The 23757-nt window shown below is 68.8% G+C and carries 28 protein-coding genes and 3 riboswitches; of the genes, 15 read left to right on the forward strand and 13 right to left on the reverse strand.

What is annotated here, in order from left to right; translation table 11 throughout:
• Both CV103_RS22595 and CV103_RS01305 read right to left on the reverse strand, forming a co-directional pair.
• The coding region (locus tag CV103_RS22595; RefSeq protein ID WP_211314323.1) for a hypothetical protein at positions 1–434 on the reverse strand (434 nt) is incomplete at its 3' end.
• A 272-nt stretch (positions 435–706) separates the two neighbouring features.
• The gene (locus CV103_RS01305; RefSeq protein ID WP_107393728.1) at positions 707–1654 is read right to left on the reverse strand and encodes a haloalkane dehalogenase; all 948 of its coding nucleotides are present in this window, start codon (positions 1652–1654) and stop codon (positions 707–709) included.
• A 110-nt stretch (positions 1655–1764) separates the two neighbouring features.
• Here CV103_RS01305 and CV103_RS01310 point away from each other — a divergent pair, with 110 nt between their 5' ends.
• Positions 1765–2232: a nuclear transport factor 2 family protein gene (locus CV103_RS01310; RefSeq protein ID WP_015458310.1), complete on the forward strand. Its 468-nt coding sequence runs from the start codon at positions 1765–1767 to the stop codon at positions 2230–2232.
• Positions 2233–2394: 162 nt separating this feature from the next.
• On the opposite strand, the gene CV103_RS01315 is transcribed toward CV103_RS01310, so the two are convergent.
• Positions 2395–2697 (reverse strand): glycine zipper 2TM domain-containing protein, encoded by a 303-nt coding sequence (locus tag CV103_RS01315; RefSeq protein ID WP_107393729.1) that lies wholly within the window; start codon positions 2695–2697, stop codon positions 2395–2397.
• 120 nt (positions 2698–2817) lie between these two features.
• Entirely contained in the window at positions 2818–4005 is a 1188-nt protein-coding gene (locus CV103_RS01320) for a glycosyltransferase family 4 protein (RefSeq protein ID WP_015458308.1), read from the reverse strand.
• Between the two features lie 327 nt (positions 4006–4332).
• Between CV103_RS01320 and CV103_RS23045 the strand changes: the two genes are divergently transcribed.
• Together CV103_RS23045 and CV103_RS01325 are read left to right on the forward strand one after the other, a co-directional pair.
• A complete protein-coding gene (locus CV103_RS23045; RefSeq protein WP_269078704.1) occupies positions 4333–4467 on the forward strand; it encodes a hypothetical protein in 135 nt (44 codons plus the stop codon).
• A gap of 32 nt (positions 4468–4499) precedes the next feature.
• On the forward strand, positions 4500–4694 hold the full coding sequence (locus CV103_RS01325; protein WP_015458307.1) for a PspC domain-containing protein: 195 nt from the start codon (positions 4500–4502) through the stop codon (positions 4692–4694).
• 33 nt (positions 4695–4727) lie between these two features.
• Here the strand turns inward: CV103_RS01325 and CV103_RS01330 are convergent, their stop codons facing one another.
• From CV103_RS01330 to crtY, 4 genes are read right to left on the reverse strand one after another with little or no spacing between them, the layout of a single operon-like run.
• Positions 4728–5222, reverse strand: coding sequence for a hypothetical protein (locus tag CV103_RS01330; RefSeq protein ID WP_107393730.1), 495 nt, complete (start codon positions 5220–5222; stop codon positions 4728–4730).
• Positions 5219–5800 (reverse strand): LOG family protein, encoded by a 582-nt coding sequence (locus tag CV103_RS01335; protein WP_015458305.1) that lies wholly within the window; start codon positions 5798–5800, stop codon positions 5219–5221. The genes CV103_RS01330 and CV103_RS01335 overlap by 4 nt, the downstream gene beginning before the upstream one ends.
• A gap of 52 nt (positions 5801–5852) precedes the next feature.
• Entirely contained in the window at positions 5853–7331 is a 1479-nt protein-coding gene (locus CV103_RS01340; protein ID WP_015458304.1) for a phytoene desaturase, read from the reverse strand.
• Entirely contained in the window at positions 7328–8512 is a 1185-nt protein-coding gene (gene crtY / locus CV103_RS01345) for a lycopene beta-cyclase CrtY (protein ID WP_107393731.1), read from the reverse strand. Before crtY ends, CV103_RS01340 begins: the two co-directional genes overlap by 4 nt.
• A 267-nt stretch (positions 8513–8779) precedes the next feature.
• Positions 8780–8870, forward strand: a riboswitch (TPP riboswitch).
• Positions 8871–8941: 71 nt separating this feature from the next.
• On the opposite strand from crtY, the gene thiC reads away from it, so the two are divergent.
• From thiC to CV103_RS01360, 3 genes are all read left to right on the forward strand, one after another.
• The gene (thiC, locus tag CV103_RS01350; RefSeq protein ID WP_107393732.1) at positions 8942–10807 is read left to right on the forward strand and encodes a phosphomethylpyrimidine synthase ThiC; all 1866 of its coding nucleotides are present in this window, start codon (positions 8942–8944) and stop codon (positions 10805–10807) included.
• Positions 10808–11055: 248 nt separating this feature from the next.
• The gene (locus CV103_RS01355) at positions 11056–11781 is read left to right on the forward strand and encodes a hypothetical protein (protein ID WP_146163360.1); all 726 of its coding nucleotides are present in this window, start codon (positions 11056–11058) and stop codon (positions 11779–11781) included.
• 3 nt (positions 11782–11784) lie between these two features.
• Positions 11785–12567 carry a metallophosphoesterase family protein gene (locus CV103_RS01360; RefSeq protein WP_170112523.1) on the forward strand — a complete coding sequence of 261 codons (783 nt, stop codon included), beginning with the start codon at positions 11785–11787 and terminating at the stop codon, positions 12565–12567.
• A 32-nt stretch (positions 12568–12599) separates the two neighbouring features.
• Here CV103_RS01360 and CV103_RS01365 read toward each other — a convergent pair whose 3' ends face one another.
• Positions 12600–13145 carry a PEPxxWA-CTERM sorting domain-containing protein gene (locus CV103_RS01365; protein ID WP_245896601.1) on the reverse strand — a complete coding sequence of 182 codons (546 nt, stop codon included), beginning with the start codon at positions 13143–13145 and terminating at the stop codon, positions 12600–12602.
• Positions 13146–13396: 251 nt separating this feature from the next.
• Here CV103_RS01365 and CV103_RS01370 point away from each other — a divergent pair, with 251 nt between their 5' ends.
• A complete protein-coding gene (locus CV103_RS01370) occupies positions 13397–13759 on the forward strand; it encodes a hypothetical protein (protein ID WP_015458281.1) in 363 nt (120 codons plus the stop codon).
• Positions 13760–13874: 115 nt separating this feature from the next.
• Positions 13875–14450 carry a 2'-5' RNA ligase family protein gene (locus tag CV103_RS01375; RefSeq protein ID WP_107393734.1) on the forward strand — a complete coding sequence of 192 codons (576 nt, stop codon included), beginning with the start codon at positions 13875–13877 and terminating at the stop codon, positions 14448–14450.
• A gap of 3 nt (positions 14451–14453) precedes the next feature.
• Here the strand turns inward: CV103_RS01375 and CV103_RS01380 are convergent, their stop codons facing one another.
• Both CV103_RS01380 and CV103_RS01385 read right to left on the reverse strand, forming a co-directional pair.
• Positions 14454–14879 carry a VOC family protein gene (locus tag CV103_RS01380; RefSeq protein WP_107393735.1) on the reverse strand — a complete coding sequence of 142 codons (426 nt, stop codon included), beginning with the start codon at positions 14877–14879 and terminating at the stop codon, positions 14454–14456.
• 26 nt (positions 14880–14905) lie between these two features.
• Entirely contained in the window at positions 14906–15214 is a 309-nt protein-coding gene (locus tag CV103_RS01385) for an alkylphosphonate utilization protein (protein ID WP_107393736.1), read from the reverse strand.
• Positions 15215–15396: 182 nt separating this feature from the next.
• Between CV103_RS01385 and CV103_RS01390 the strand changes: the two genes are divergently transcribed.
• Together CV103_RS01390 and bluB are read left to right on the forward strand one after the other, a co-directional pair.
• Complete coding sequence (locus CV103_RS01390) at positions 15397–15750, forward strand: DUF1428 domain-containing protein (protein WP_107393743.1); 354 nt, start codon at positions 15397–15399, stop codon at positions 15748–15750.
• A 45-nt stretch (positions 15751–15795) separates the two neighbouring features.
• A riboswitch (cobalamin riboswitch) is annotated at positions 15796–16001 on the forward strand.
• A 96-nt stretch (positions 16002–16097) separates the two neighbouring features.
• Positions 16098–16763, forward strand: coding sequence for a 5,6-dimethylbenzimidazole synthase (bluB, locus tag CV103_RS01395; RefSeq protein ID WP_107393737.1), 666 nt, complete (start codon positions 16098–16100; stop codon positions 16761–16763).
• On the opposite strand, the gene CV103_RS01400 is transcribed toward bluB, so the two are convergent.
• The gene (locus CV103_RS01400; protein ID WP_107393738.1) at positions 16744–17595 is read right to left on the reverse strand and encodes an ABC transporter substrate-binding protein; all 852 of its coding nucleotides are present in this window, start codon (positions 17593–17595) and stop codon (positions 16744–16746) included. The two genes, bluB and CV103_RS01400, sit on opposite strands and share 20 nt — an antisense overlap.
• Positions 17596–17675: 80 nt before the next feature.
• Between CV103_RS01400 and CV103_RS01405 the strand changes: the two genes are divergently transcribed.
• The 4 genes from CV103_RS01405 to CV103_RS01420 all read left to right on the forward strand — a co-directional run bounded on the left by CV103_RS01405 (position 17676) and on the right by CV103_RS01420 (position 22160).
• Complete coding sequence (locus tag CV103_RS01405; protein ID WP_015458274.1) at positions 17676–18662, forward strand: FecCD family ABC transporter permease; 987 nt, start codon at positions 17676–17678, stop codon at positions 18660–18662.
• Positions 18656–19432 carry an ABC transporter ATP-binding protein gene (locus CV103_RS01410; RefSeq protein ID WP_107393739.1) on the forward strand — a complete coding sequence of 259 codons (777 nt, stop codon included), beginning with the start codon at positions 18656–18658 and terminating at the stop codon, positions 19430–19432. The genes CV103_RS01405 and CV103_RS01410 overlap by 7 nt, the downstream gene beginning before the upstream one ends.
• A 21-nt stretch (positions 19433–19453) precedes the next feature.
• Positions 19454–19645: riboswitch (cobalamin riboswitch) on the forward strand.
• 134 nt (positions 19646–19779) lie between these two features.
• On the forward strand, positions 19780–21738 hold the full coding sequence (locus tag CV103_RS01415; RefSeq protein WP_107393740.1) for a TonB-dependent receptor plug domain-containing protein: 1959 nt from the start codon (positions 19780–19782) through the stop codon (positions 21736–21738).
• 14 nt (positions 21739–21752) lie between these two features.
• Positions 21753–22160, forward strand: a complete 408-nt coding sequence (locus tag CV103_RS01420) for a DUF1636 domain-containing protein (RefSeq protein ID WP_070934884.1) — start codon at positions 21753–21755, stop codon at positions 22158–22160.
• A gap of 70 nt (positions 22161–22230) precedes the next feature.
• Here CV103_RS01420 and CV103_RS01425 read toward each other — a convergent pair whose 3' ends face one another.
• On the reverse strand, positions 22231–22800 hold the full coding sequence (locus tag CV103_RS01425) for a TMEM165/GDT1 family protein (protein ID WP_015458270.1): 570 nt from the start codon (positions 22798–22800) through the stop codon (positions 22231–22233).
• A gap of 288 nt (positions 22801–23088) precedes the next feature.
• Here CV103_RS01425 and CV103_RS01430 point away from each other — a divergent pair, with 288 nt between their 5' ends.
• Positions 23089–23748: a hypothetical protein gene (locus CV103_RS01430; protein ID WP_070936164.1), complete on the forward strand. Its 660-nt coding sequence runs from the start codon at positions 23089–23091 to the stop codon at positions 23746–23748.
• Positions 23749–23757 lie beyond the last annotated feature (9 nt).

Here is a 23757-nt window from a genome sequence, read left to right on the forward strand (position 1 = left end):
GACCGCCGCGCCGATGTCTTCCTCGGCAGCATCCACCTCGCCGCCGCCATCACATGGTGGTTATGAGTCCCGGCCCTAGGAGGTGCGAAGTTGTCTTCGCGGATTACGTTGAAAATCGACCGTTCATGAAATGCCTCTCGCGTGTTTGCGATGATTTCGGCCCGTGTCGGTTGGCTCCGCCAATCCGCCACTGACACGGTGATTGATGGCCGCTCCATCATATTCGTCGGAAAGCACTTCAAAGTGGCAGCGAAATTCGAATCGCCAGGCTCAGACTCGCACAGCACTCCGAAAATCTCTCGGGGGACGGCACCGAATGGGAGGCTGAAGGTATCACCCACCTGCTCTCCCGGAGCCGGCTGAGCTGACGCGCCCGTTGCAAGGACAGCCGCCACAGTGATTGCAGCCGTGCGCAGGATGCCAATCCGGATCATTTTGGCAATCCTCAACCGGTGCCATCGACGCGATGCACCGTAGCCGTCAACTCTCGATCGCCGCAATCATCTTCGAGGGTAGGTGTTGGGCAAGCAGCGCGATCATCGTGCAGATCGCACGTTCAGTAGAGGTCGTATGCCATCGATCGCAGTACGGTGTTGCCTCGCCGCTCGCAGTCCGCGGGCAACGTCCGCTTCCCCCGACTTTCCGGCCATCCGCAGGTTGTTAGGCGATTCCCGAAACCCGACAGTCGATCACCATCGGAATCTGCTCACGCCGCCTGGCCCGCCCGCTTCCAGGCGATGATCCGTTCCGCCATGGCCGGGCCCTGTTCCTCCTGCAGGAAATGGCCGGCGCCGGCGATGCGGGCATGGGGCTGGCCGGCGGCGCCCGGCACGCGCGCCTGGAACACAGCTTCCCAGGCGATGGTCGACGGATCGGAATCGCTGAACAAGGTCAGGAACGGCCTGTCGAACCGCTCCAGCACCGCCCATGCCGCCCGGTTGGCCGCGATGCCCGGCGCTGAGGTGGCGAGCGGGATGCAGCCGGTGATGGCCAGCGCGCCGGCCTTGTATGCGGCATCGGGGAAGGGTGCGTCATAGGCGGCGAGCACCGCCGGATCGGGCCGGTTCACGCAGACGGCGGCGATCACCTCGCTCACCGCCAGGTCGTCGCTCGTCCGGCAGGTTTCGGCCCAGGCGGTGATGATCGGCCCCGGCCAGCCTGCCACGCCCAGCGGTGGCGGCTCGCAGGTCGGCAGCAGCGTATTGGCGGCCACCGCCGCCTCGAACCGCTCGGGCATCGCCGCCAGCAGGTTGAGGCCGATCGGCCCGCCCCAATCCTGGCAGACCAGCGTGATCCGGCGGAGATCGAGCGCCGTCACCAGATCGGCAAGCCAGCCGACCAGGGCGGCCTGGCTATAGCTTTCCCGCGCGGTCGGCTTGTCCGATCGGCCGAAGCCCACATGATCGGGCGCGATCACCCGATAGCCCGCGGCCACGAGCGGCGGGATCATCCGGCGGTAGAGGAAGCTCCAGCTCGGCTCCCCATGCAGCAGCAGCATCACCGGCGCGTCGTGTGGGCCTTCGTCCAGATAATGCATGCGCAGCGGCCCCAGCCGCGCGTCCGGCGCCATGTGATAATGGGGCACGAAAAGGAAATCGGGCAGGCCGGCGAAGCGGTCGTCCGGCGTGCGGGCCACGCCCTCGCGGATCAGCAATTTCCGTCTCCTTTTCCGTGTCCCGGCGCGCGTGGCGACAGTGCGGCCGATAGGCGGCGGCCATTGGACCATCTATGGTCCGGCCATCGAAAATGCGAAACGGAAGAGGGATGCCGATGCTCAGCCTGCAGGAGATTTCCGACCGCCTCGAAATACAGGACCTGTTCGCCCGCTATTCCTTCGCGATCGACGATCGCAACTGGGCGGGGCTGGACGACGTGTTCACCGAGGATGCGATCATCGACTATACCGAGGTCGGCGGATCGCGCGGGCCGTTCCGCGAGATTCAGGCCTGGCTGGGCGAGGCGATGAAGAAGTTCAAGGGCTTCCAGCACATGGTCGCCACGACCGAGCTGAAGCTGGACGGCGACAAGGCCACCGCGCGGACGATCCTGTTCAACCCGATGATCATGTTCCCGGACGGCACCGAAGTGCCCGGCAACGACAAGGTGTTCTTCGTCGGCCTCTGGTATTGCGACAAGCTGGTCCGCACCGAAAAGGGTTGGCGGATCGCCGAACGGCGCGAACAGAAGAGCTATTTCCACAACGCGCCGGCCGAACTCGCGCCGCCGGCCTGATCGGCAAGACGCGCGCAAGGGCGCATTTTGCGTGCGGTGCCAGCCGCTCCCTCACCCCGCCACCCATAAGAACTGCCGTTGGGTAGCCGGGTGGGAAAGCGGGGGCCGCCGCCATGCGCCGTCAGGCGCATCCCATCAACGGCCGCCGTCAGGCGCACCCCATCAACGGCAGGTGCGCTTGCTATCGACCGCCTTGCCGACCAGCGCGCCAGCGGCCGCGCCCAGCAGCGTGCCGGTGGTGCGATCGCCGTCGGTATCGACCGCGCGGCCCAGCAGCGCGCCGCCCGCGCCGCCCAAGATCAGGCCGGTGGTGCCGTTCGACTTGCGGCAATAGGTGCGGCCGTCGCGGCCCCGCCATTCCTTGTAGCGATGATGCTTCCGGGCCTCGGCCTTTTCGGTCGGCAGCGTCATCGCCGCCGGCAGCGCGAGGGAAACGGCGCCCAGCGCTAGCATCAATTTCCGCATGATATCAGTCCCCTTGCAATGTTCGGTTCTGTTGATGCGGTCCTGATGGCGATCTCCACCTGAACGGTAGGCAACCAGCCCATGCCCGTCGACGTCCCGTGCCGCGGGATCGACGAAGCGTTATGCGGCGAACAGGGAGACGAGGCGCGGGGCGATCGCCGCCAGATCGTGCCGGGCCTCCACCCGTGCCCGGCCCTCGGCGCCCATCGCCGCCAGCCTTTCGGGGGAAGCGGCCATCGCATCGGCGAGCGCCGCCACCAGCGCGTCATGGTCGCCGGGCGGCACCAGCCATCCGCATTCCGCGTCGACCAGCTCGGGGATGCCGGCGATCGTAGTGGAAAGCGCCGGCCGGCGGAGTGCGAAGGCTTCCATGATGACGATGGGCAGCCCCTCGGCATAGCTCGGCAGCAGCAGGGCGCGCGCATCGGCGATGGCGGCGCGCACCTCGGCATTGGATTTCCACCCGGCCAGGGCCACCATGTCGCCCACGCCATGGCGGGCGACTTCGGCCTCGATCGCGGCGCGGCTTTCGCCGTCGCCGATCAGGATCACGCGCAGGCCGGGAAAGCGCCCGCGCACGGCGGCGACGGCGGCGGGGATGTGCACCTGCCCCTTTTGCGGGCAGAGCCGGCCGACGCAGACCAGCGTCTCGCCGCGGGGATTGCCGGCGGTGTCGGGGAAATCCTCCAGCTTCAGCCCGCAATGGACGATGTGGATGCGCGGCCACAGATCCGCACTCACATGTTCGCGCAGCCGCCCCTGGCAGTATCGCGTGATCGCGATCACGGCGGCGGCGTTGGCGATCTTGGCGGCGATGCCCTGCGCCGGCAGGTCCACCAGCTCGTCCGGCCCGTGCACGGTGAAGCTGTAGGCCGGCCCGCCCATCAGCCGCGAAAGCATCGCCACGGCGGCGGCGTTGGTGCAGAAATGGCAATGGACATGGGTGATGCCGGCCGCCGCCGTTTGCCGCCGCAGCGCGGCCGCCTGCATCAGATAGGCGACATGGCGGACGAAGCCGCCGCCGGCCCGCCACAGCCCCGCCCAGGCCGGCAATGCACGGGCCACGCGATGCGGCCGGGTGAGCAGCTCGGCCAGCATCGCCAGCACCAGCCCGGCGGCATTGCCGCTCAGCAGATAACGGGTCCTGGCCTGTTCCGCCTGGTCGAGCGGGTCGACCAGCGCCTCCGTCCAGCGCCGCACGGCAAAGCGGGTCACCGGAACCCCGGTCTGCTCGATGGCTGCGATTTCCCGCCGGATGAAGGTGCCGCTCGTCACCGGATAGGTGTTCATCAGATAAGCGAGCTTCATCCGGGCCCTTTCGTCGCTGTGCGGCGGGCCGCCTCCATAACAGCCATGATGCGATGCGGCAAAGGGCCGCGCCTGCCGGCCTGATCGGAACCGGACAGCCGGTGTCCGCTATCGGACGGTTGCGGGCGGCACGCTTCGGGCGATATGTGGAATTCGCCGTCTATAGGTGAAATTAGCCAACATCAGGCGGATATTAGCCAGTGAAAAAGCCTGTGAAAGGGAAAATTCCCTGCATTCCGGCTGGTTCGGGCAGTTGGCACGCTCCCTGCAATGTTCCTGGCATCACCGGGCGGGATCGTCGCCCGGCCACATAAGGGAGTGAAGGCCATGTTCAAGTTCGAGAAATCCAAGGTCCAGCAGGTTCTGGTTTCGCTGGTCGGCGCGCTGATGCTGAGCGCAGCCTGCGTCACCGCCGCTGTCGCCCCCGTCCGCGCCGCGCCGATCGAAGCGCCCCGCTGCTGATCGGCCGCCATATCTTCTCAAGGGAAAAGACGATGACCAGCCGTTATTATCTGAACAAGCGCGAAGGCAAGCTGATGGGCGTCTGCGCCGGCTTCGCCGACTATACCGGGATCGATCCGCTGCTCGTCCGGGTCGGCGCGATCCTGCTCACGGTCTGCCTGTGCGGTCCGGCGATGATCCTGCTCTATCTGCTCACAGGCTGGCTGGCGAGCGACCGGGCGGCCTGAAGGGCCGCCCCCGCCGGCAAATCCGGGAGGGAGTCAGTCGCCCTCCACCACGGTCAGCCGCTTTTCGGTGCGCAGCGTGATGCCGGCGACATGATCGGTCACCCTGGCGCGCACCACATAATCCCCCGCCGGATCCTCCGGGTCGATGAAGATGCCGAGCGACGCGTCCGACAGGGTCAGCGCGCCGCCGGCGGGCGGGGCCTTGCCCACCCATAATTCGGTGTCGCGATGCCGGGCATAGACCTGCCCCTGCGGCCCGATCAGCGTGAAATCGGCGGTCACGTTGCACTGGTTGACCGGATTGGGCGTGCAGCCGGTGAAGACGATGAAGCTGTCCACCACCTTCTCCCGGCCGATCCGGTCGATGATCGGCGGCCGCCCCGCATGGTCCGGCCCGTTCCATTCGCGCAGCAGTACCGCGGCGTCATCGGTGATGATCTGCTGGACGGCGAAATCGCCCTGCCGCGCGAAATCGGAAATCTCGGGCACGGCCGCGCCGGCCAGCAGCAGATAGGCCGACAATATCACAGGTCGCGCCGCACCATCTGCACCACGCTGGGCGCGATCTTGTGATCGGCGAACTTGTCCAGCAGCTCCTCGATCGTGCCCGCCTCCACCAGGTTGGCGCGGTGCGCCGGCCGCAGCAGCCCGGCCGCGACCACGCCATCGAGAAAGGCGGTGAGATGGTCGTAGAATCCCGCCACGTTCACCAGCCCGCACGGCTTGGCATGATAGCCGAGCTGCGCCCAGCTCAGCGCCTCGAACAGCTCGTCCATCGTGCCGATGCCGCCGGGAATGGTGACGAAGCCGTCGGCCAGGTCGGTCATCATCGCCTTGCGCTGGTGCATGTTGGCGACGATGTGCAGCTCGGTGCAGCCGGTATGGGCGACCTCCGCGTCGCGCAGCACCTCGGGGATCACGCCGATCACCTCGCCGCCCGCCTCCAGCGCGGCATCGGCCACCAGCCCCATCAGCCCCAGCCGCCCGCCGCCATAGACCAGGCCGATCCCGCGCGCGGCCAGCGTGCGGCCGACATGGCGGGCGACATCGGCGAAGATCGGGTCGTTGCCCAGGCTGGAGGCGCAATAGACGGCAAGGCGTTTCATACAGGTCCTGTCAGGTGGAAAGGATAAGCGGGCGAATGGGCGCGGGGAAGGCTCAGGCCATGTCTGCCAGCATCAGCGCGGCGGTGGCCTTCGCCGATCCCAGCACGCCGGGGATGCCCGCGCCCGGATGGGTGGCGGCCCCGGCGAAATAGAGGTTGGCGATCCGGTCGTCGCGATTGTGCACGCGCAGCCAGCCGCCCTGCAGCAGCGTCGGCTCCAGCCCGTATCCGGTGCCCATATGCGCGTTCAGGTCGGCGGCGAAGTCGGTCGGCATGTAATGGAACATGGTCATCACCCGATCGGCCAGGCCCGGCATCAGCCGCCGCTCGATCTCCGCCAGGATGCGCTGCGCCAGGATCGGCCCGGTCCGGTTCCAGTCGATCGGCAGCTTGCCCAGGTGCGGCACCGGCACCACCGCCTGGAAGGCGGAGCAGCCCTCGGGCGCCAGGCTCGGATCGGTCACGGTCGGGTGGTTGAGCAGGATCAGCATGTCCTCGGCCAGCACGCCATGCTCGAAGATGTCCTTCAGCAGCCCTTCGTAACGCGGGCCGAACAGGATCATGTGGTGCGGTATGCCGGGCCAGCTTCCCTTCACCCCGAAATGCAGGATGAAGGCGGACGGCGAATGGCGCTTGGCCTCCAGCGCGCGGGCGGCCTTCTGCCCGCGCACGGTGTGGCCCAGCAGGTCGCGATAGCTGTGCACCGGATCGGCATTGCTGGCGATCGCGCCGAATTCCTGGTGCCAGCCGCTGGCGGTGGCGAGGCCGGTCGCGGCATCCCCCAGCGTCTCGATCCGCACCACCGGATCGCCCAGCCGCAGCGTGCCGCCCAGCCGCTGGAAATGCGCCGCCATCGCCGCCACCAGCCGGTTGGTGCCGCCGCGCGGGAACCACAGGCCGCCATCCTTCTCCAGCTTGTGGATCAGCGCATAGAGCGCGGTGGCGGTGAAGGGGTTGCCGCCCAGCATCAGCGTCTGGAAGCTGAAGGCCTGGCGCAGCTTCTCGTCCTTCACATAGCGTGAAACCATGGCGTGCAGCGATCGCCATGCCTGATATCGTGCCATCATCGGTAACGCCTTCGCCATGGCGCCCATGTCTAGAAAAGGCACATGGCCGAATTCCAGATATCCCTTGGCATAGGTTCCGGCGGCATATTGCAGGAATTGCTGGTAGCCGGCGGCATCGGCGGGGGAGATGCGGGCGATCTCGCGCATCAGCTGCGCCTCGTCGGCCGCATGGTCGAAGCTGGTGCCGTCCGGCCAGTTCAGCCGGTAATAGGGGCTCACCGGCAGCAGGCTGACATCCGCGTCCATCACCCGGCCGGAAAGCGCCCACAGCTCGCGCAGGCAATCGGGATCGGTAATGATGGTGGGGCCGGCATCGAAGATGAAGCCGCCTTTCTCCCAGGCATAGGCCCGGCCGCCGGGCTGGTCGCGCCCCTCGATCAGGGTGGTGTCCACGCCGGCCGATTGCAGGCGGATGGCCAGCGCCAGCCCGCCGAAGCCGGCGCCGATCACGGCCGCCGTCCTCATGCCCGCCCTCCGGCGTGTCCGCTGTTTCCATCGCGCATCGCCGCCAGCATCTGCCCCAGCGGCAGCCGGCAGCGGGCGATCAGGCGCCAGCGATCGGCGCGGGTCGATCGCATGGCGTGGAACCGCTCGATCATCGTCCGCCGTCCTTCGTGGAAGCGGCGGAACCGCGCCGCGCGGCGATCGGCATCGGCGGCCTGCATCAGCATCCGGGCGAACAGGCGATAGGGGCGCCGCGCGTCCCAGCTTTCGTGGGCGAAGTTGCGCATCGCCTCGTGCACGGTGCGCGAGCCCGGATTGCCGAGATGGGCGACGAAGGCGGCGGTGCGCACCGCATCGGGCAGCGAAAGCCCGGTCGCGGGGTGGAACAGGCCGGCGCGCAGGCCCGCCTTGGCGACGTCCTTGGCGCCCGATTGCCAATAAGCGTCGAAATCGCCGCCCAGGGCCAGCGGCAGGGCGCCCGCCTCGCTCCGCTGCGTCTCGGCGACGGTCCAGCCTTTCGCGGCGGCATATTCGGCGATCCGCGCGCCGCTCGCCTCGCCATCGGCCTCGGGGGTGTCCGCAAGGGCCACGTCCTCGATCCGCACGATGTCCGCGTCCAGCGGCAGGATGCGCAGGTGGCGCGGGCCGGCCGACTGGTCGATCGTGGCGTCCACCCAGATCGGCCGTTCCAGCCCATGGGGTTCGGTGAGGCGCAGCGTTTCCGCCACGCAGGTCCGCCAGGCGGTATCCAGCCGCTTCAGGTCGCCGGCGCCGCGCGCGTCGATCACCGCCTTGGCCTGCACCCGATCGCCCCCGTCGATCAGCAGCGTCGTCTTGTTCGCCGCCACGATCTTCCTGCCGGTCAGGATGGTGTGGGCGGGCATCGCCCGGCGCACGGCCTCGTCCAGCCGCTCGGCATGGACGGCATATACCGGCGTGCCGAACCGCCGCCTGCGGCCGGGCAGGGCGATGTCGTAGCCCCGCCAGCCATGGCCCACCAGCGGGGCGAGCAGCCAGCGGTGCGCATCCGCCACGTCGTCATGGCGGAAGGCCCAGATGTGGCCTTCGCCGCCGATCGTCTCGCCCTGGTCCACCAGGACCACGCGCAGCTCGGGCCGCCGCATGGCGAGCGCCAGCGCGATCATCCCCCCGGCCAGCCCGCCCCCGGCGATCGCCAGATCACAATGCTTCGTCGATACCATGCGGGGTGGAGCCTTACACCGATGATGCCGGTGCCGCAAAATGCCGGATATGCGCGGGCCCGCCGTTTCGCTGCCCTGCGGGCAAAAAAAAGGGCCGGTCCCGAAGGGCCGACCCGAAAGTCTTTAGGAGAGGATGCCTGAAAGGCCCGTCCTTTTTGCGACTGCGAAGGTGATGTTGCAAGTGCGAAAAGATGGGGTACGATTGCATAAATCGCAACCGTAATGCGGGGGTGGACCCTGCGGCCGCGTGCGCCTAGAACCGGCCCATCCCCGGGGGACCGCGCGCACGCGGTTGAGAGGCGGCTGTCCGGCCGCGACCCGCTGAACCTGATCCGGCTGACACCGGCGTAGGGAGGGAGCGTCCGGCGCGAGCGCGAAGGGCCGCAAACTCTCATCCGTCATGGGTCGCCCCGAACGGAGAGTTGCATCATGGCCGATATCCCCGCGCGTACCGAGATGACGGTCACGACCGGCCCCATCCGCGGCAGCCGCAAGATCCATGTCGGCCCTCTCGGCGTCGCCATGCGCGAGATCGATCTGGAGCCGTCCGCGGGCGAGCCGCCGCTGCGCGTCTACGACTGTTCCGGCCCCTATACCGATCCGCAGGCCCGCATCGACATCATGGCCGGCCTGCCCGAGCTGCGGCGCGACTGGATTCGCGGCCGGGGCGATGTGGAGGAATATGCCGGCCGCGCGGTGAAGCCGGAGGATAACGGCCTTTCCGGCGCCGTCGGCCGGAACGGCGCCGTCCAGCCCTTCCCCAATGTCCGCCAGCGCCCGCTCCGCGCCAAGGCGGGCGCCAATGTCAGCCAGATGCATTATGCGAAACGCGGCATCATCACGCCCGAGATGGAATATGTCGCGGTGCGGGAAAATCTCGGGCGTGAGATGCTGAAGGACAAGCTCGTCCGCGACGGGCAGGATTGGGGCGCCTCGATCCCCGATTACGTCACCCCCGAATTCGTGCGGGACGAAGTGGCGCGCGGCCGCGCCATCATCCCCAGCAACATCAACCACCCGGAAAGCGAGCCGATGGCGATCGGCCGCAATTTCCTGGTCAAGATCAACGCCAATATCGGCAATTCCGCCGTTGCCTCCTCGGTCGCGGAGGAGGTGGAGAAGATGGTCTGGGCGATCCGCTGGGGCGCGGATACCGTCATGGACCTTTCCACCGGCCGCAACATCCACGACACGCGCGAATGGATCCTCCGCAACTCGCCCGTGCCGATCGGCACCGTGCCGATCTATCAGGCGCTGGAGAAGGTCGGCGGCATCGCCGAGGACCTGACGTGGGAAATCTTCCGCGATACGCTGATCGAGCAGGCCGAGCAGGGCGTGGATTATTTCACCATCCATGCCGGCGTCCGCCTGCCTTATATCCCGCTCACCGCCAAGCGCGTCACCGGCATCGTCAGCCGGGGCGGATCGATCATGGCGAAATGGTGCCTCGCCCATCATCGCGAAAGCTTCCTCTACGAGCATTTCGACGAGATCACCGAGATCATGAAGGCCTATGACATCGCCTATTCGCTGGGCGACGGCCTGCGCCCCGGCTCGATCGCCGACGCGAACGACGAAGCCCAGTTCGCCGAGCTCTACACGCTGGGCGAGCTGACGAAGCGCGCCTGGGAGCAGGACGTGCAGGTGATGATCGAAGGCCCCGGCCATGTGCCGATGCACAAGATCAAGGAGAATATGGACAAGCAGCTCGAAGCGTGCGGGGAGGCGCCCTTCTACACGCTCGGGCCGCTCACCACCGATATCGCGCCGGGCTATGATCATATCACCAGCGGCATCGGCGCGGCGATGATCGGCTGGTATGGCACGGCGATGCTTTGCTACGTGACGCCCAAGGAGCATCTGGGCCTGCCGGATCGCGATGACGTGAAGGTCGGCGTCGTCACCTACAAGCTCGCCGCCCACGCGGCGGACCTCGCCAAGGGCCATCCCGCCGCCAAGCTTCGCGACGATGCCCTGTCCCGCGCCCGCTTCGAATTCCGCTGGCGCGACCAGTTCAACCTCAGCCTCGATCCCGACACGGCCGAGCAATATCACGATCAGACGCTGCCGGCCGAAGGCGCCAAGACCGCGCATTTCTGCTCGATGTGCGGCCCCAAATTCTGCTCGATGAAGATCACCCAGGAGGTGCGGGACTTCGCCGCCAAGCAGAGCCAGCCGGCGGACAGCTTCCTCGCGGCGGAAGCCGCCGAGGCCGGCATGGCGGAGATGAGCAAGGTGTTCAAGGAAACCGGCGGCGAGCTCTATATGGGCGCCGGCGGCCGCGAGCACGATTGATCCGCGCTCCGCTGGGCCGGCCCGCCGCGCCGGCCCAGCGGCGGATTTCGTCCCCCGGATTCCGCTGAAGCGCCGGCCCGCTGCGATGGCCGGCCGGAACCCCTATCGGCCTCCATCGTTGCCCGATCGTCAGGAGCGATGAGGCGCGGGTGGAGACGGATCGGAACAGGGCGGTTTTTCGTGGGCGGGAGTCCGCAGGCCCCGGCGTGCGCCCGGATCGCGACCGCGCGGATCGTGGCCCGTCCCGCGTGTCGAAGGACATGGAGGCGATATTCGGCAAGGCGGCCGATCCCCCGCCGCCATCCCCCAAGGCAGAGCGGCCCCGCGCGCGGCCCATCGTCATCCGCAACCTGTCGTCCGCCGGCCGCGGCGGCACCGGCTGGCGCCTCGTCGCGGCGGCGGTGCTCGCGGCCATGGTCGGCACCTTCATCACGGTGATGCGGGACGACCGGAGCGGCCCGCCGCCCAGGCTGGCGGCCGGCGCGCCGGCCCGGAACCCGCCATCGCCGTCCCGCCCTCCGGCGGCCGTGCCGGCGGATCGCCTCGCTGAAGCCGCGCCGGCGCCTTCCGTGCCGCAGCCCGCGCGCGCCATTCCGGCGGGGCGCAAGGCCGAATCCCAGCCCCGGCCCAAGCCGGAATCCGGGCCGGCCCGGCTGGCGACGGCCGATAAATCCCGCACCACCTCCGCGCGGCTGGCATCGCGCCCGTCCCGCCAGCGCTGCGAGGGGATGAACGAGAATCGCGAGGCATGGTGCCTCCGTCCCGCCGTGCTGGCGGCGGACCGGGGCCTGCGCGATGCCTATGCCGATGCCATTCGCACCGGCGTGGAACGTTCGACCCTCATCTCCTATCGCAAGCGCTGGGCGCGGCTCCGCAATCGATCGTCGGACGAGCCGCGCTACCTGATCGGCAGCTATCGGGCGCTCGCCGAAGAACTCGCCTCCCTCAGCGATCAGGCCCGCATGGGGCGCTGAACGATGGCCTTGGCCCCTCCGCCTTCCGCCGCGCCGGTCCGGCCGGGCAGTGTCGATGGCGGGCTGGTCTATGCGATCGGCGACGTCCATGGCTGCTACGATCAGCTTTGCGGCTTGCTCGGCCGCGTCATGGAGGACATCGCTGGTCGCGGCGCGGGGCGCCGGCCGATCCTCATCTTCTGCGGCGATTATATCGATCGCGGCCCGCAATCCGCCGAGGTGCTCGACGCGCTCTGCTGGCTGGATCGGCGCGCAGGGTTCGAGCTTCATCTGCTCAAGGGCAATCACGAACAGGCGCTGCTCGATTTCCTGGAAATGCCGGAGGATGGCGAGGGCTGGCTGGAATTTGGCGGGGTGGCGACGCTTGCCTCCTATGGCGTGGCGCCGCCCGCCGCCGATCTCGGCCCGCAGGATTTCCGCCGCGCGCGTGACGAGCTTCTGGATCGGATGCCCGCCGGCCATCTCCGCCTGCTCCAGCGGCTCGAGCTGATCGTCAGCCTCGGCGATTACGCCTTCGTCCATGCCGGCATCCGCCCCGGCATTGCGCTCGACCGGCAGGACGAGGACGACCTCCTCTGGATCCGCCGCGATTTCCTGGACGCTGCCGGCCCGCATGAAAAGATCATCGTCCACGGCCATAGCTGGGCGGACGCGCGCCCGGATATCGGCCCCCACCGCATCGGCATCGATACCGGCGCCTACCAGACCGGCGTGCTGACGGCCCTGCGGCTGGAGGATGGCGGGATCCAGGCGATCCAGTTCGGGGCGGAAGAGCGCCTGTCCTGACGGGGGCCCGCTCCACCGCAATGGCGGGTATCTCAGGCGAAGGAAACGGAGGTGCGCGGGCGGCGGCGCATCGCCGCGCCCGTCAGGCCGAAGCCCGCGATCATCATGGCCCAGCTGGCGGGTTCGGGAACCGCGGCGGGGATCGCCAGCGTCAGGTTGGCGCCGGTCGAATGCTTCACGGCCACGCCCGCCTCGGAATAAGCCAGATCCCAGGTCTTGAGCGTGAAGGGGTTGAACGTCAGGTAGAAATCCTCGGTCGTGCCCTGCACGCCCTGCCCGAACGGATTGTTGACGTTGCCCCACAGGATGAAGGCGTCCGGGCTGCCCTTGGCATTGTTCGGCGACAGGAAGGCGGTCGCGGTCGTGTAGACGGTCGATCCGATGGTGAAGGCGATGCTTTCCAGCGAAGCGGTCTGGGTGTCGGCGTCCTGGAGGAGGGTGAAGCTGCCCGTCACCGTCTTCGAATTGTCGTTCAGGAGGCCCTGGAAATTATAGGTCTGCACCACGGCCGCGGCCTGTGCGGCGCCTCCCGAGGCAAGAGCGGTCAGCAGCCCGAGCATAGATACGATCGTCTTCATGTCTGTCTCCCAATGCGGAACTCATGGCCCCACCACGAATTCCGCCGAGGGTTAGCGGCCGCCCGTGACTCCAGCGTGACGATCCTAACGATTTGTTAACCCTGTTTTTCGGAACGGGCCGGGCACCGGCATCAAGGCCGTCCGCGCGGCGGCGTGCGGCGGGGCGGGCGCAACCACTTGGCCCCAGCATCGTTACGCTGGTGGAACCGGGGCCTGGTTCGTCGGCGCCCCGCGACAGAGGAGGGTTCAGGATGGTCAGGCCGATTATCGCCGTTGCCTTGCTTGCCTTGCCGCTGGTGGCCTGCGGCCCGAAACAGGAGGAGAAGGCCACCACCAACATCGTCGTTCCCGAAGGCGACTATGCGGAGCGGCTGCATGGCATGACGGAGAATGAGCGCAACGCCGTATTCTACCGCGCCATCCACGATGCCGGCCGTCCCTGCCAGCAGGTGCGCGAATCCACCGCGATCGCGCCGATCAAGGATGCGCCGAGCTGGGTCGCCACCTGCGAGGATGGCGGCCGCTGGGTCATCATCCTCGGCAAGGCCGGGATCGCCCAGGTCACCAACGCCGCCGAGCTGGAGGCCGCCACCGGCGGGACCGGCACGCCCTGATCCGCGGCGCGACGGGATCGGGCGGATGGACGGATCCGCCCTATCCCGCCGGGCTGGACAATCGCGGTTGAGAACATATCATGAACATCCGTGATGTTCGATTCGGGTGCGTGCCATGTCCGTCGCCAGTCCGGCCGGGTCCGTCGATCCGGTCCGCCACCGCTTCTTCTATGCCCTGTTGCCGCCGGTGGTGCAGGCCTACAGGATCGATCAGGAAGCGCTCCGGCGCGGCGGCGATCATCATCGGGTGCGGATGGAGCATCTGCACATGACGATGGCGATCCTCGACGATCATGCCAGCTATCCCGAATGGCTCGAACAGCCGCTGGCGGCGGTGGGGGAGGCGATCCGGGCGGCGCCGGTCGCGATCGATCTCGATCGCGTGGTCGGCAGCAACCGATCGGTGGCGTTGCGGCCGGGCAAGCGCAACCGGGCGCTTGGCGATCTCCACCGCCAGATCGATGCCGGGCTGCGGCGGGCGGGCGTGATGCCGCGCGAAGGCTATGACTTCAGCCCGCACCTCACCCTCTTCTACCGCATCGGCACGCCCTTTACCGAGGCGGTCGAGGGCTATCGCTGGGTGGCGCGCGAGCTGGTGCTGGTCCACAGCCTCGTCGGCCTCACCCGCCATCGCATATTGGGCCGCTGGCCGCTCAGGGCCGATCCGGGGCCGCAGCTCAGCCTGTTCTGATGCTCAGAGCCAGCCCGGCGTATGGGCATATTCCAGCTTGATGCCGTCCGGGTCCTCGAAGAACAGGGCGTAATAATCGCCCGAATATTGGGGATAATGCGCCGGCGGATCGAGCACCTTGATCCCCTGCTCCACCAGCAGGGCGTGGAGCCGGTCCACATCCTCGCGGCTTTCCGCCCGCCAGGCGATATGCTGCACGCCCGGCGCATAGCGGCGATAGCCATGGTCCTTCAGCGCCGGATCGCAGGGGATCAGCCCCAGCGACGCGCCGCGTCCCTCGGTTGGCAGGTCCCATTCCGCGCCGCTGCCGCCGGATACCCGGCGGTAGCCCATATATTCCAGCACCGGGCCATAGACGCGGATCGACGCCTCGATATCGCTCACGCACAGGTCGATATGGTGGAATGCCCCGCGATTGGTTCCGGCCATATCGATCTCCCTGTCGCAGCTATGCCTCAGCGCTTCTTCACGAACTCCGCGCGCAGCACCAGGCCCTTGATGCCGTCGTGGCGGCAATCGATCTCCTGCGGGTCGCCGGTCAGCCGGATCGACTTGATCAGCGTCCCGCGCTTCAGCGTCTGGTTCGCGCCCTTCACCTTCAGGTCCTTGATCAGCGTCACCTGGTCGCCGTCCGCCAGCACATTGCCCACCGCGTCGCGCACCTCGACGCCGCCATCGGCCGCGGCCGGGCGGGCCGCCGCGTCCGCCGGGCTGATCCATTCGCCCGTTGCCTCGTCATAGATATAGTCTTCGTCGCCGCTCATGTCGTTCCACCTTGTCCTTGAAGCGGGAAGCCCTAGCGGCACCGGCCGCTTCCCGCCACCCGCGCAGCATAGCATCCGCCCCGCCCGCCGGGAACCGCCGGCTCCGCCCGGCCGTTGCCTTGCCCATGCCGGAAGATGCGCGCCGCCGTCCTTCTGCGGCGGCCGATGGAGAGGATGCCGTGATGCCCTATGTCGATGGATATGTGCTTGCCGTGCCGGTCGAGAAGATCGACGCATATCGCGAGATGGCCGTCCGCGCCGGGGAGGTGTGGAAGGAGCATGGCGCGATCGCCTATGTCGAATGCGTGGCGGACGACGTGCCTTATGGCGAGCTGACCTCCTTCCCCCGCGCCGTGCAGCAGAAGGAGGGCGAGACCACCATATTCTCGTGGATCACCTATCCGTCCCGCGAGGCGCGGGATGCGATCAACGCCAAGGTGATGGCCGATCCCCGGCTGAAGGGCCAGATGGATCAGGCGCCCTTCGATCCCCGGCGGATGATCTTCGGCGGCTTCCGTTCGATCGTGGAGCTGTGAGCCGCGTCGAGATGTGATTGGCGAAAGCCGGCGAACAGGATAAGGCGCAGGGCACACGCGCCGGTGCCCCTTCGGGGGCTTCGAAAGGGAATGCGGTGCGGGCGGGTTTTCCGCCTCATTCCGCGGCTGACCCTGCAACTGTAAGCGGCGAGCCCGTGGGCCATATGCCATTGGGGATATCCTCCCCGAGAAGGCGGCCCGCCCGGCCCTGACCCGCGAGCCAGGAGACCTGCCGGCGTGATGTCGCTCTTGCCCCGGCCCAGGGACTGGCCGTGGCGCGGTGCTCCGTCTGGGCGACGTGGGGCGGCGGGCGATGCCGTCGCGGTCGTTTGGGCGGGAGGGAGCATTTGGACGGGACGGCGGGCGGCGCGGACGGGCCGCATTTCGATGAAGGGTTCCGGCATGGGCTGGGCCAGCTTCTGGCCTGGCGGCGCGACGTGCGCCATTTCCGGCACGATCCGCTGCCGCCCGGCCTGCTCGATGAGCTGCTGGCGCTCGCGCAGCTTGCGCCCTCGGTCGGCAATGCCCAGCCCTGGCGCTTCGTCACCGTCGATTCGCCCGCGCTGCGCGCGGCCCTGGCGGACCATGCCGATGCGGAAGCGCTGCGGGCGGAGGCGGCGCTTGTTGCCGATGCCGCCCGGCTGGATCTCTATCGCTCGCTCAAGCTCCACGGCCTGCGCGAGGCGCCCGGCGTGCTGGCGGTCTTCTCGGATGACGGGCCGGAGGCCGGGCACGGCCTCGGCATCGCCACCATGCCGGAGGCGCTGGCTTATTCCACGGTGATGGCGATCCACACGCTGTGGCTCGCGGCGCGGACGCGGGGCATCGGCCTCGGCTGGGTATCGATCGTCGATCCGGCGGCGGTCCGCGCCATGCTCGACCTGCCCGATCGCTGGCGGATGATCGCCCTGCTCTGCATCGGCTATCCGCTGGCGGCCTCCGACGTGCCCGAGCTTGAACGGCGGGGCTGGCAGGGCCGGCAGGACTGGCGGGTCAATGTCGTTGCGCGCTGAGCTGCCGCGCGCCGCGGATGCGGCCGACCTGCTCGGCCAGGCTGCGCGCCGCCGCCACATAAGCGGGGCCGCCGCACACCGTCCATGCCTGGGGCAGGGCGATGCGCGCAATGCGGCTGAGCGCCGGATGGTGCAGCATCTCGGTGCCCTGGTCGGCGACGGTGCCGGTCGCGCTTTCGACGATCAGATAATCGGGCGCGGCCGCCACCATCTCCTCCAGCGAAACCCGCGCCAGCGGGCCCTTGCCCAGCTTGCCGGCCAGATTGACCAGCCCCACCCGCGCCATCAGGTCGTCGATCAGCGTGCCCGTGCCGGTCATGTAGCCGCGCCGCTGGTAATAAGCGGCGACCTGGCCGTGCCCGTTCGCGGGGATGGTCGCAAGATCGGCCTCCATCCGTCGGATCAGCGCCTCGCCGCGATCGGGATGCCCCACGGCGGCCGCCACCAGCCGGATCTGGGCCAGGATATCGGCATAGCTTTCGGCCGGCGGCAGGTTGACGGTGATCCGCTCCCCGCCCTTGATCGCGGCCAGCAGCTCGCGCCGGCGATAGGGGCTGGCGAGGATCAGGTCGGGCTTGCGCGAAAGCACGTCTTCGGCATTGCCGCGCGCCACCGGCAGCCGGGCGGCCAGCGCCGCGCCGGCCGACATCGCCGGATCGCGGGCGAAGGCGGAAAGCGCGGCGATCTGCCCCGGATCGGCCAGCGCCATCAGATATTGATCGGCGCAGAGGTTGAGCGAAACGATCCGCTGCGGCGGTCCGCTTGCGGCGCCGGCCGTCATCGGCAGGCAGGCGGCGGACATGGCCGCGAGGCGAAGGACGATCGCTTTCATCGCGCGCCGGCATGGCAAGTTGCCGGCCGGGGCACAAGCGGCGATCCATGGGATGGAGCATCGGATTTGGGGATGTGGGCATGAACCGGCTGCTTCTGCTCGGCGGGCTCGGCCTGCTCGTTCTCGCGGCCGGACTCGCATCGCTCGCGGTGGGATCGGTCTCGCTCGGCTGGGCGCGGATGGCGGCGGTGCTGGGCGGCGCGGGCGATGACGTCGCACGCACCATCCTGGTCGATCTCCGCCTGCCGCGCGCGCTGCTCGGCTTGGGCGTCGGCGCGATGCTTGGCGTCAGCGGTGCCACGCTGCAGGGCTATCTGCGCAACCCGCTGGCGGAGCCTTCGGTGCTGGGCGTTTCCAGCACCGCGGCGCTGGGCGCGGTGATCGCGCTCTATTTCGGCCTCGCCAACTGGCATCCGCTGCTGCTGCCGCTGCTCGCCATCGCCGGCGCCTTTGCCGGCCTCGGCCTGCTCGGCCTGCTTTCCGGCCGATCGGAAAGCCCGCTGACGCTGATCCTCGCCGGCATCGCCGTCAGCACGCTGGCGGTCGCCGGCACCAGCCTTTCGCTCAACCTTTCGCCCAACCCCTTCGCGGCGATGGAGATCATGACCTGGCTGATGGGATCGCTGGAGGATCGATCGTTCGAACATGTCTGGATCGCGCTGCCCTGCATCGCCATCGGCTTGCTCCTGCTGCTGTGGGACGGCCGCGCGCTCGACGCGCTGACCTTGGGGGAGGATGGCGCGACCTCGCTCGGCATCGATCTCCGCCGCACCCGGCTGCGCCTGCTGCTGGGCGTGGCGATCGGCGTCGGCGGCGCGGTGGCGATATCGGGGTCGATCGGCTTCGTCGGGCTGATCGTGCCCCATCTCGTCCGCCCGCTCACCGATCGGTCGCCCTCGGCGATCCTGCTTCCGTCGGTGCTGGCGGGGGCGGCGCTGCTCACCCTGGCGGATGTCGCCGTCCGCATCATCCCCACCACGGCGGAACTCAAGCTGGGCGTCGTCACCGCCTTCCTGGGCGTGCCGATCTTCCTTGTCCATCTGATGCGGGAGCGCCGGCTATGGTGACGATCCGGGCGGAACGTCTGGGCGTGGCGCTGGGCCGCCGCGCCGTGCTGGCGGATGTCGATGCCGATCTGGCGCCGGGCAGGCTGATCGGCGTGATCGGCCCCAACGGCGCCGGCAAGTCCACGCTGGTGCGGGCCTTGCTCGGCCTCGTGCCGCTATCCGGCGGCGGCGTGCGGGTGGATGGGCAGCCGGTGGCGCGCCTGCCCCGCGCGGCCCTTGCGCGTCGCATCGCCTATCTGCCGCAGGGGCAGACGCTGCACTGGCCGCTCACCGTGGAACGGCTGGTGGCGCTCGGCCGGCTGCCGCATCTGGCGCCGCTGTCGCGGATCGGCGAGGCGGATGTCGCCGCGATCGACCGGGCGATCGAGCAGGCGGATATCGGGCACCTGCGCGGCCGGGTGGCGACCGAGCTTTCCGGCGGCGAGCGCGCGCGTGTGCTGCTGGCCCGCGCGCTGGCGGTGGAGGCGCCCGCGCTGATCGCGGACGAGCCGCTGGCCGCGCTCGATCCCGGCCACCAGCTCGAGGTGATGGCGCTGCTGCGCCGCCAGGCCGATGCCGGCGCGCTGGTAGTGGCCGTGCTCCATGATCTTTCGCTCGCCGCCGGCCATTGCGATCGGCTGCTGCTGCTGCATCACGGCCGGCTGGTGGCGGATGGCCCGCCCGATCGGGTGCTGACGGCCGATCGGCTGGCCGACGTCTACGGCGTCCGCGCCTGGATCGGCGAGGTGGAAGGGCGCCGGCTGGTGGTGCCGATCAGCCATCATGGTTGACCGGCCCGGCCCGGCCGGACTATCGCCCCCGTCGCGACAGGTTCCCCGGCGACGGGGATGAAAAGGGAACGGGGTGGAATACCCCGGCTGCCCCTGCAACTGTAAGCGGTGAGCCATCGGGCCATATGCCATTGGGACGTCCCGTCCCGAGAAGGCGGCCCGGACCAGCGCTGACCCGCGAGCCAGGAGACCTGCCCGTCGCGGTCGTCCTTCGTCCGGCCAGGGTGCGCCGAGCGGACGGGTTTGCCCCGCGCGACGACATCGTGGCCGCGTTCGCGCGGGGGGCGAGGTCGATCATCCTGTCTCCCCGAACGGCGCGGCATGTCCGCCTTTTGGGGATATGTTCGATGTTGAGATCTGTTCTTCTTACCAGTTTCCTTCTGTCCGCGCCGGCCTTTGCCGAGGTGCAGTTGGCGCCCGTGCCCGATGCGGCGACGCCGCCGGATTATGATGGCGGCGCGATCATCGTCACCGCCACCCGCGCGCCCATCGCCATCGATCGGCTGGCCTCCTCCGTCACGGTGCTGGACAAGGCGGCGATCGACCGCGCCCAGGATATCGGCGTCACCGAGCTGCTGTGGCGGACGCCCGGCGTCACCGTTTCGCGCAACGGCGGTTACGGCACCGTCACCTCCGTCCGCATCCGCGGCGCCGAGGCGGAGCAGACGGTGGTGGTGATCGACGGCGTCAAGCTCAACGATCCGTCCTCCACCAGCGGCGGCTATAATTTCGCCAACCTGCTGGTCGGCGATGCCCAGCGGATCGAGGTGCTGCGCGGGCCGCAGTCGATCCTGTGGGGCAGCCAGGCCATTGGCGGCGTCGTCAACGTCGTCACCGCCATGCCGGAAAAGGATCTGGAGGCGAGCTTCGATGTCGAGGCGGGATCGCGCGACACCGTGAACGCCCGCGCCGGCCTTGGCGGCCGCACCGGGCCGCTGGCCTGGCGGATCGGCGGCAACGTCTTCACCACGGACGGCATCTCCGCCATCCGCGCCGATCAGGGCGGCGGCGAGCGGGACGGCTACAGCAACCGCAGCCTCACCGGCCGGGCCGAGCTGGAGATCGCCGACGGCGTGAGCGCCGACGTTCGCGGCTATTATTCGCGCGGGCGGACGGAGATAGACGGCTTTGCCGGGGATACGGCGGAATATGGCATCAACCGCGAATTCGTGGGCTATGCCGGCCTGAACGTCGCGCTGCTGGACGGCCGGTTCCGCAACCGCTTCGCCTTCGGTTATACCGACACGGATCGCGACAATTACGATCCCACCCGCCAGCGCCAGCAGACCTTCGACGCGGCCGGGCGCAACCGTCGCTTCGAATATCAGGGCAGCTTCGCGATCACCGACACGTGGACGGCGCTGTTCGGGGTCGAGAATGAACGCTCGCGCTTCCGCACCGTGTCGCCGGCGGCCTCGCTCGCCATTCCGGTGCCCGATCCGGTGCGCGGCCATGCCGGCATCACCAGCCTCTATGCCCAGCTTACCGGCGAGGTGCTGCCGGGCCTGACCGTCAATGGCGGCGTGCGGCACGACGACCACAAGACCTATGGCGGCAAGACCCAGTTCGCCGGCGGCGCCGCCTGGTCGCTGCCCACCGGCACGGTGCTGCGCGCGAGCTATGCCGAAGGATTCAAGGCGCCGACGCTCTACCAGCTCTATTCGGAATATGGGAACACCACCCTCTCGCCGGAACGCGCCAAGGGCTGGGAGGCCGGCATCGAGCAGCATCTGTTCGGCGACGCGCTGACCCTGGGCGCCACCTGGTTCGATCGGCGGACGAAGGACCAGATCGATTTCTACAGCTGCCCCTTTCCGGCGCCCACCGATCCCGACGAGATCGATCCGCTCTGCCTGACGCCGGCGGGCGACGCGCGCTTCGGCTATTATCTCAACATCGCCCGCACCCGTTCACGCGGGATCGAGGCGACGGCGTCGCTGAAGCTTTCCGATCGCCTGCTGGTGGACGGCAATTACAGCTGGATCGATGCGGAGAACCGGGACACCGGAAAATGGCTGTCGCGCCGGCCCCGCAACGCCGCCAACGGATCGATCAGCTACCAATGGCCGTTCGGGCTGACCACGGGCGCTGCCGTCCGCTGGGCGGGCAAGAGCTATGACGATGCCGGCAACAACCGCCGGCTGGACGATTACACGCTGGTGGACCTGCGGGCGGAATATGATCTGGGCGGCGGCGTGCGCCTGTTCGGCCGGATCGAGAACCTGTTCGACGAGGATTATCAGACCGTCTACCGCTACGGCACGCTGGGCCGCAGCGTCTATGGCGGCGTCCGCGCGCGGTTCTGATCGGGAGGGATGAGATGCTGACGCGCGTCGCCGACGGACCCGCCGTGGTCGTCTGCAATAGCTGCCGCCACTCCGTCGCATCCCGCGAGGATGGGGAGGGGGTTCGCGGCGGCGCGCGGCTGGCGGAGGCGCTGCGCGCGGTGCAGGCCACCGATCCGGATACGGCGCATATCGCCATCCAGGAGATGCCGTGCCTGTTCGCCTGCAGCGAGCATTGCACCGTCCATATCCGCGCGCCGGGCCGCACCGGCTATGTCCTCGGCCGGTTCGCGCCGACCGGGGACGCGGCCCGCGCGATCCTCGACTACGCCGTCCGCCACGCCGCGAGCGAGGAGGGAAGGGTGCCCTTCCGGGAATGGCCGGAAGGGGTGAAGGGGCATTTCATCGTCCGGGTGCCCCCGCCCGGTTTCGTCGCCGATTGAACCCTGGTTAGGCACGTCCGGCGCCTGAGCCTTTCCAGGGCGTCTCAGCGCCCTGGAGGCGGGGCCGGCGCTACAGCCAGCCGGCCGTCTGCGCGACGAGCCACAGGCCGATCGCCAGGAACAGGAGCGCCGCGATGGCGTGGACGACGCGCATCGGCACGCGCTTGACCAGTTCGTTGCCCAGGAAGACGGCGGGCACGTTGGCGATCATCATCCCCAGCGTGGTGCCGGCCGTGACCGCGATCACATCGTGGAAGCGAGCGCCCAGCGCGACGGTGGCGATCTGGGTCTTGTCCCCCATCTCGACCAGGAAGAAGGCGATCACCGTGGTCATGAAGGCGCCGAAGCGGGCAGGCTTCGTCTCCACATCGTCCAGCTTGTCGGGGATCAGCGTCCACGCCGCCATGGCGATGAAGGAGAAGGCGACGAGATAGCGGAACCATGTGCCGTCCAGCAGGGCTGCGACATTGGAGCCGATCAGCGCGGCAAGGAAATGGTTGGCCAGCGTCGCCACCAATATGCCGGCCACGATCGGCCAGGGCCGCTTGAACCGGGTGGCGAGCACGATCGCCAGCAGCTGGGTCTTGTCGCCGATCTCGGCAAGCGCGACCAGCGCGGTCGAGGTGAGCAGGGCTTCCATGGACGGTCGATCTCCGGGCCGGGCGGCGATGAATCCAACGACATCGCACTTCCCGCCCGGCCAGGCGGAAGTGCGACGTCATTGGTCTCGCCCGGGCGGTTTCCCGCCCCTGCCGCGCCACGGCCTCTCGACCGAGTATGTTGACGCAGGCAATCCGCCCGTCGGGCGGCTGGCTACTCCCCAGATGACGGCCGCGCATTAGCCCCGATCCGTCGCATTGGCAATGGGGAGGGGGAACCCGGCCCGGTTTCGCGTGTATCGAGCATGAGCTTGAACGAGGAGAATGGAATGCGGGTCGTTATCGCCGCGCCGGTCCTGATGGGCCTGGCGCTTTCCGGCTGTGGGCCGAAGGCTCTTACCTTGCCGGACGACCCGATCGATCGCGCCGCCACCTGCGGCGTGGTGGCGGCGCTCGGCGCGCGGGCGGCCGGCGGCGGCAACGTGGCGGCGGCTCTGCCCTTCGACCGGCAGGCGGGCATCATGCATTACGCCCTGCTGGCGGGCGCCGAGGGCAAGAGCTTCGATCAGTCGCGCGCCGCCGCCGTCGCCGCGCGCATGCCCCAGCTCGAAGCGGGAATCAGTGCCGGCAAGTGGCAGGATCTGGCCCCTGCCTGCGCGGCCGCCTATCCGCAGACGCAGGAGCCCGCCGGCGGCCCGATCGATCTGCCGCAGGATGCGCTGCGGGCGGAGACCGGCTGCTATGCGCTGGGCGCGTTCCTCAACAAGACGCTGGGCGGCCCGACCAGCGCCTATAAGGACAGGCTGGCGGAATTCACCCCGATGAACCGCGCGCTGGATGCCAAGATCGGCGCCGGCATCGCCGCGCGCGGCCTCAAGCCCGATGCGGCCGTCGCGCTCAGATCGGAAGCGCTGGCGACGATGGTGAAGCTGGGGCCGCCGGCCGGGGTGATGGCAAGCTGCGTCGCCAGGTTCACGCCCAAGGGGTGATTGGCTCCC

This window comes from Edaphosphingomonas fennica (assembly GCF_003034225.1).
Taxonomy (GTDB): Bacteria; Pseudomonadota; Alphaproteobacteria; order Sphingomonadales; family Sphingomonadaceae; genus Sphingomonas_E; species Sphingomonas_E fennica.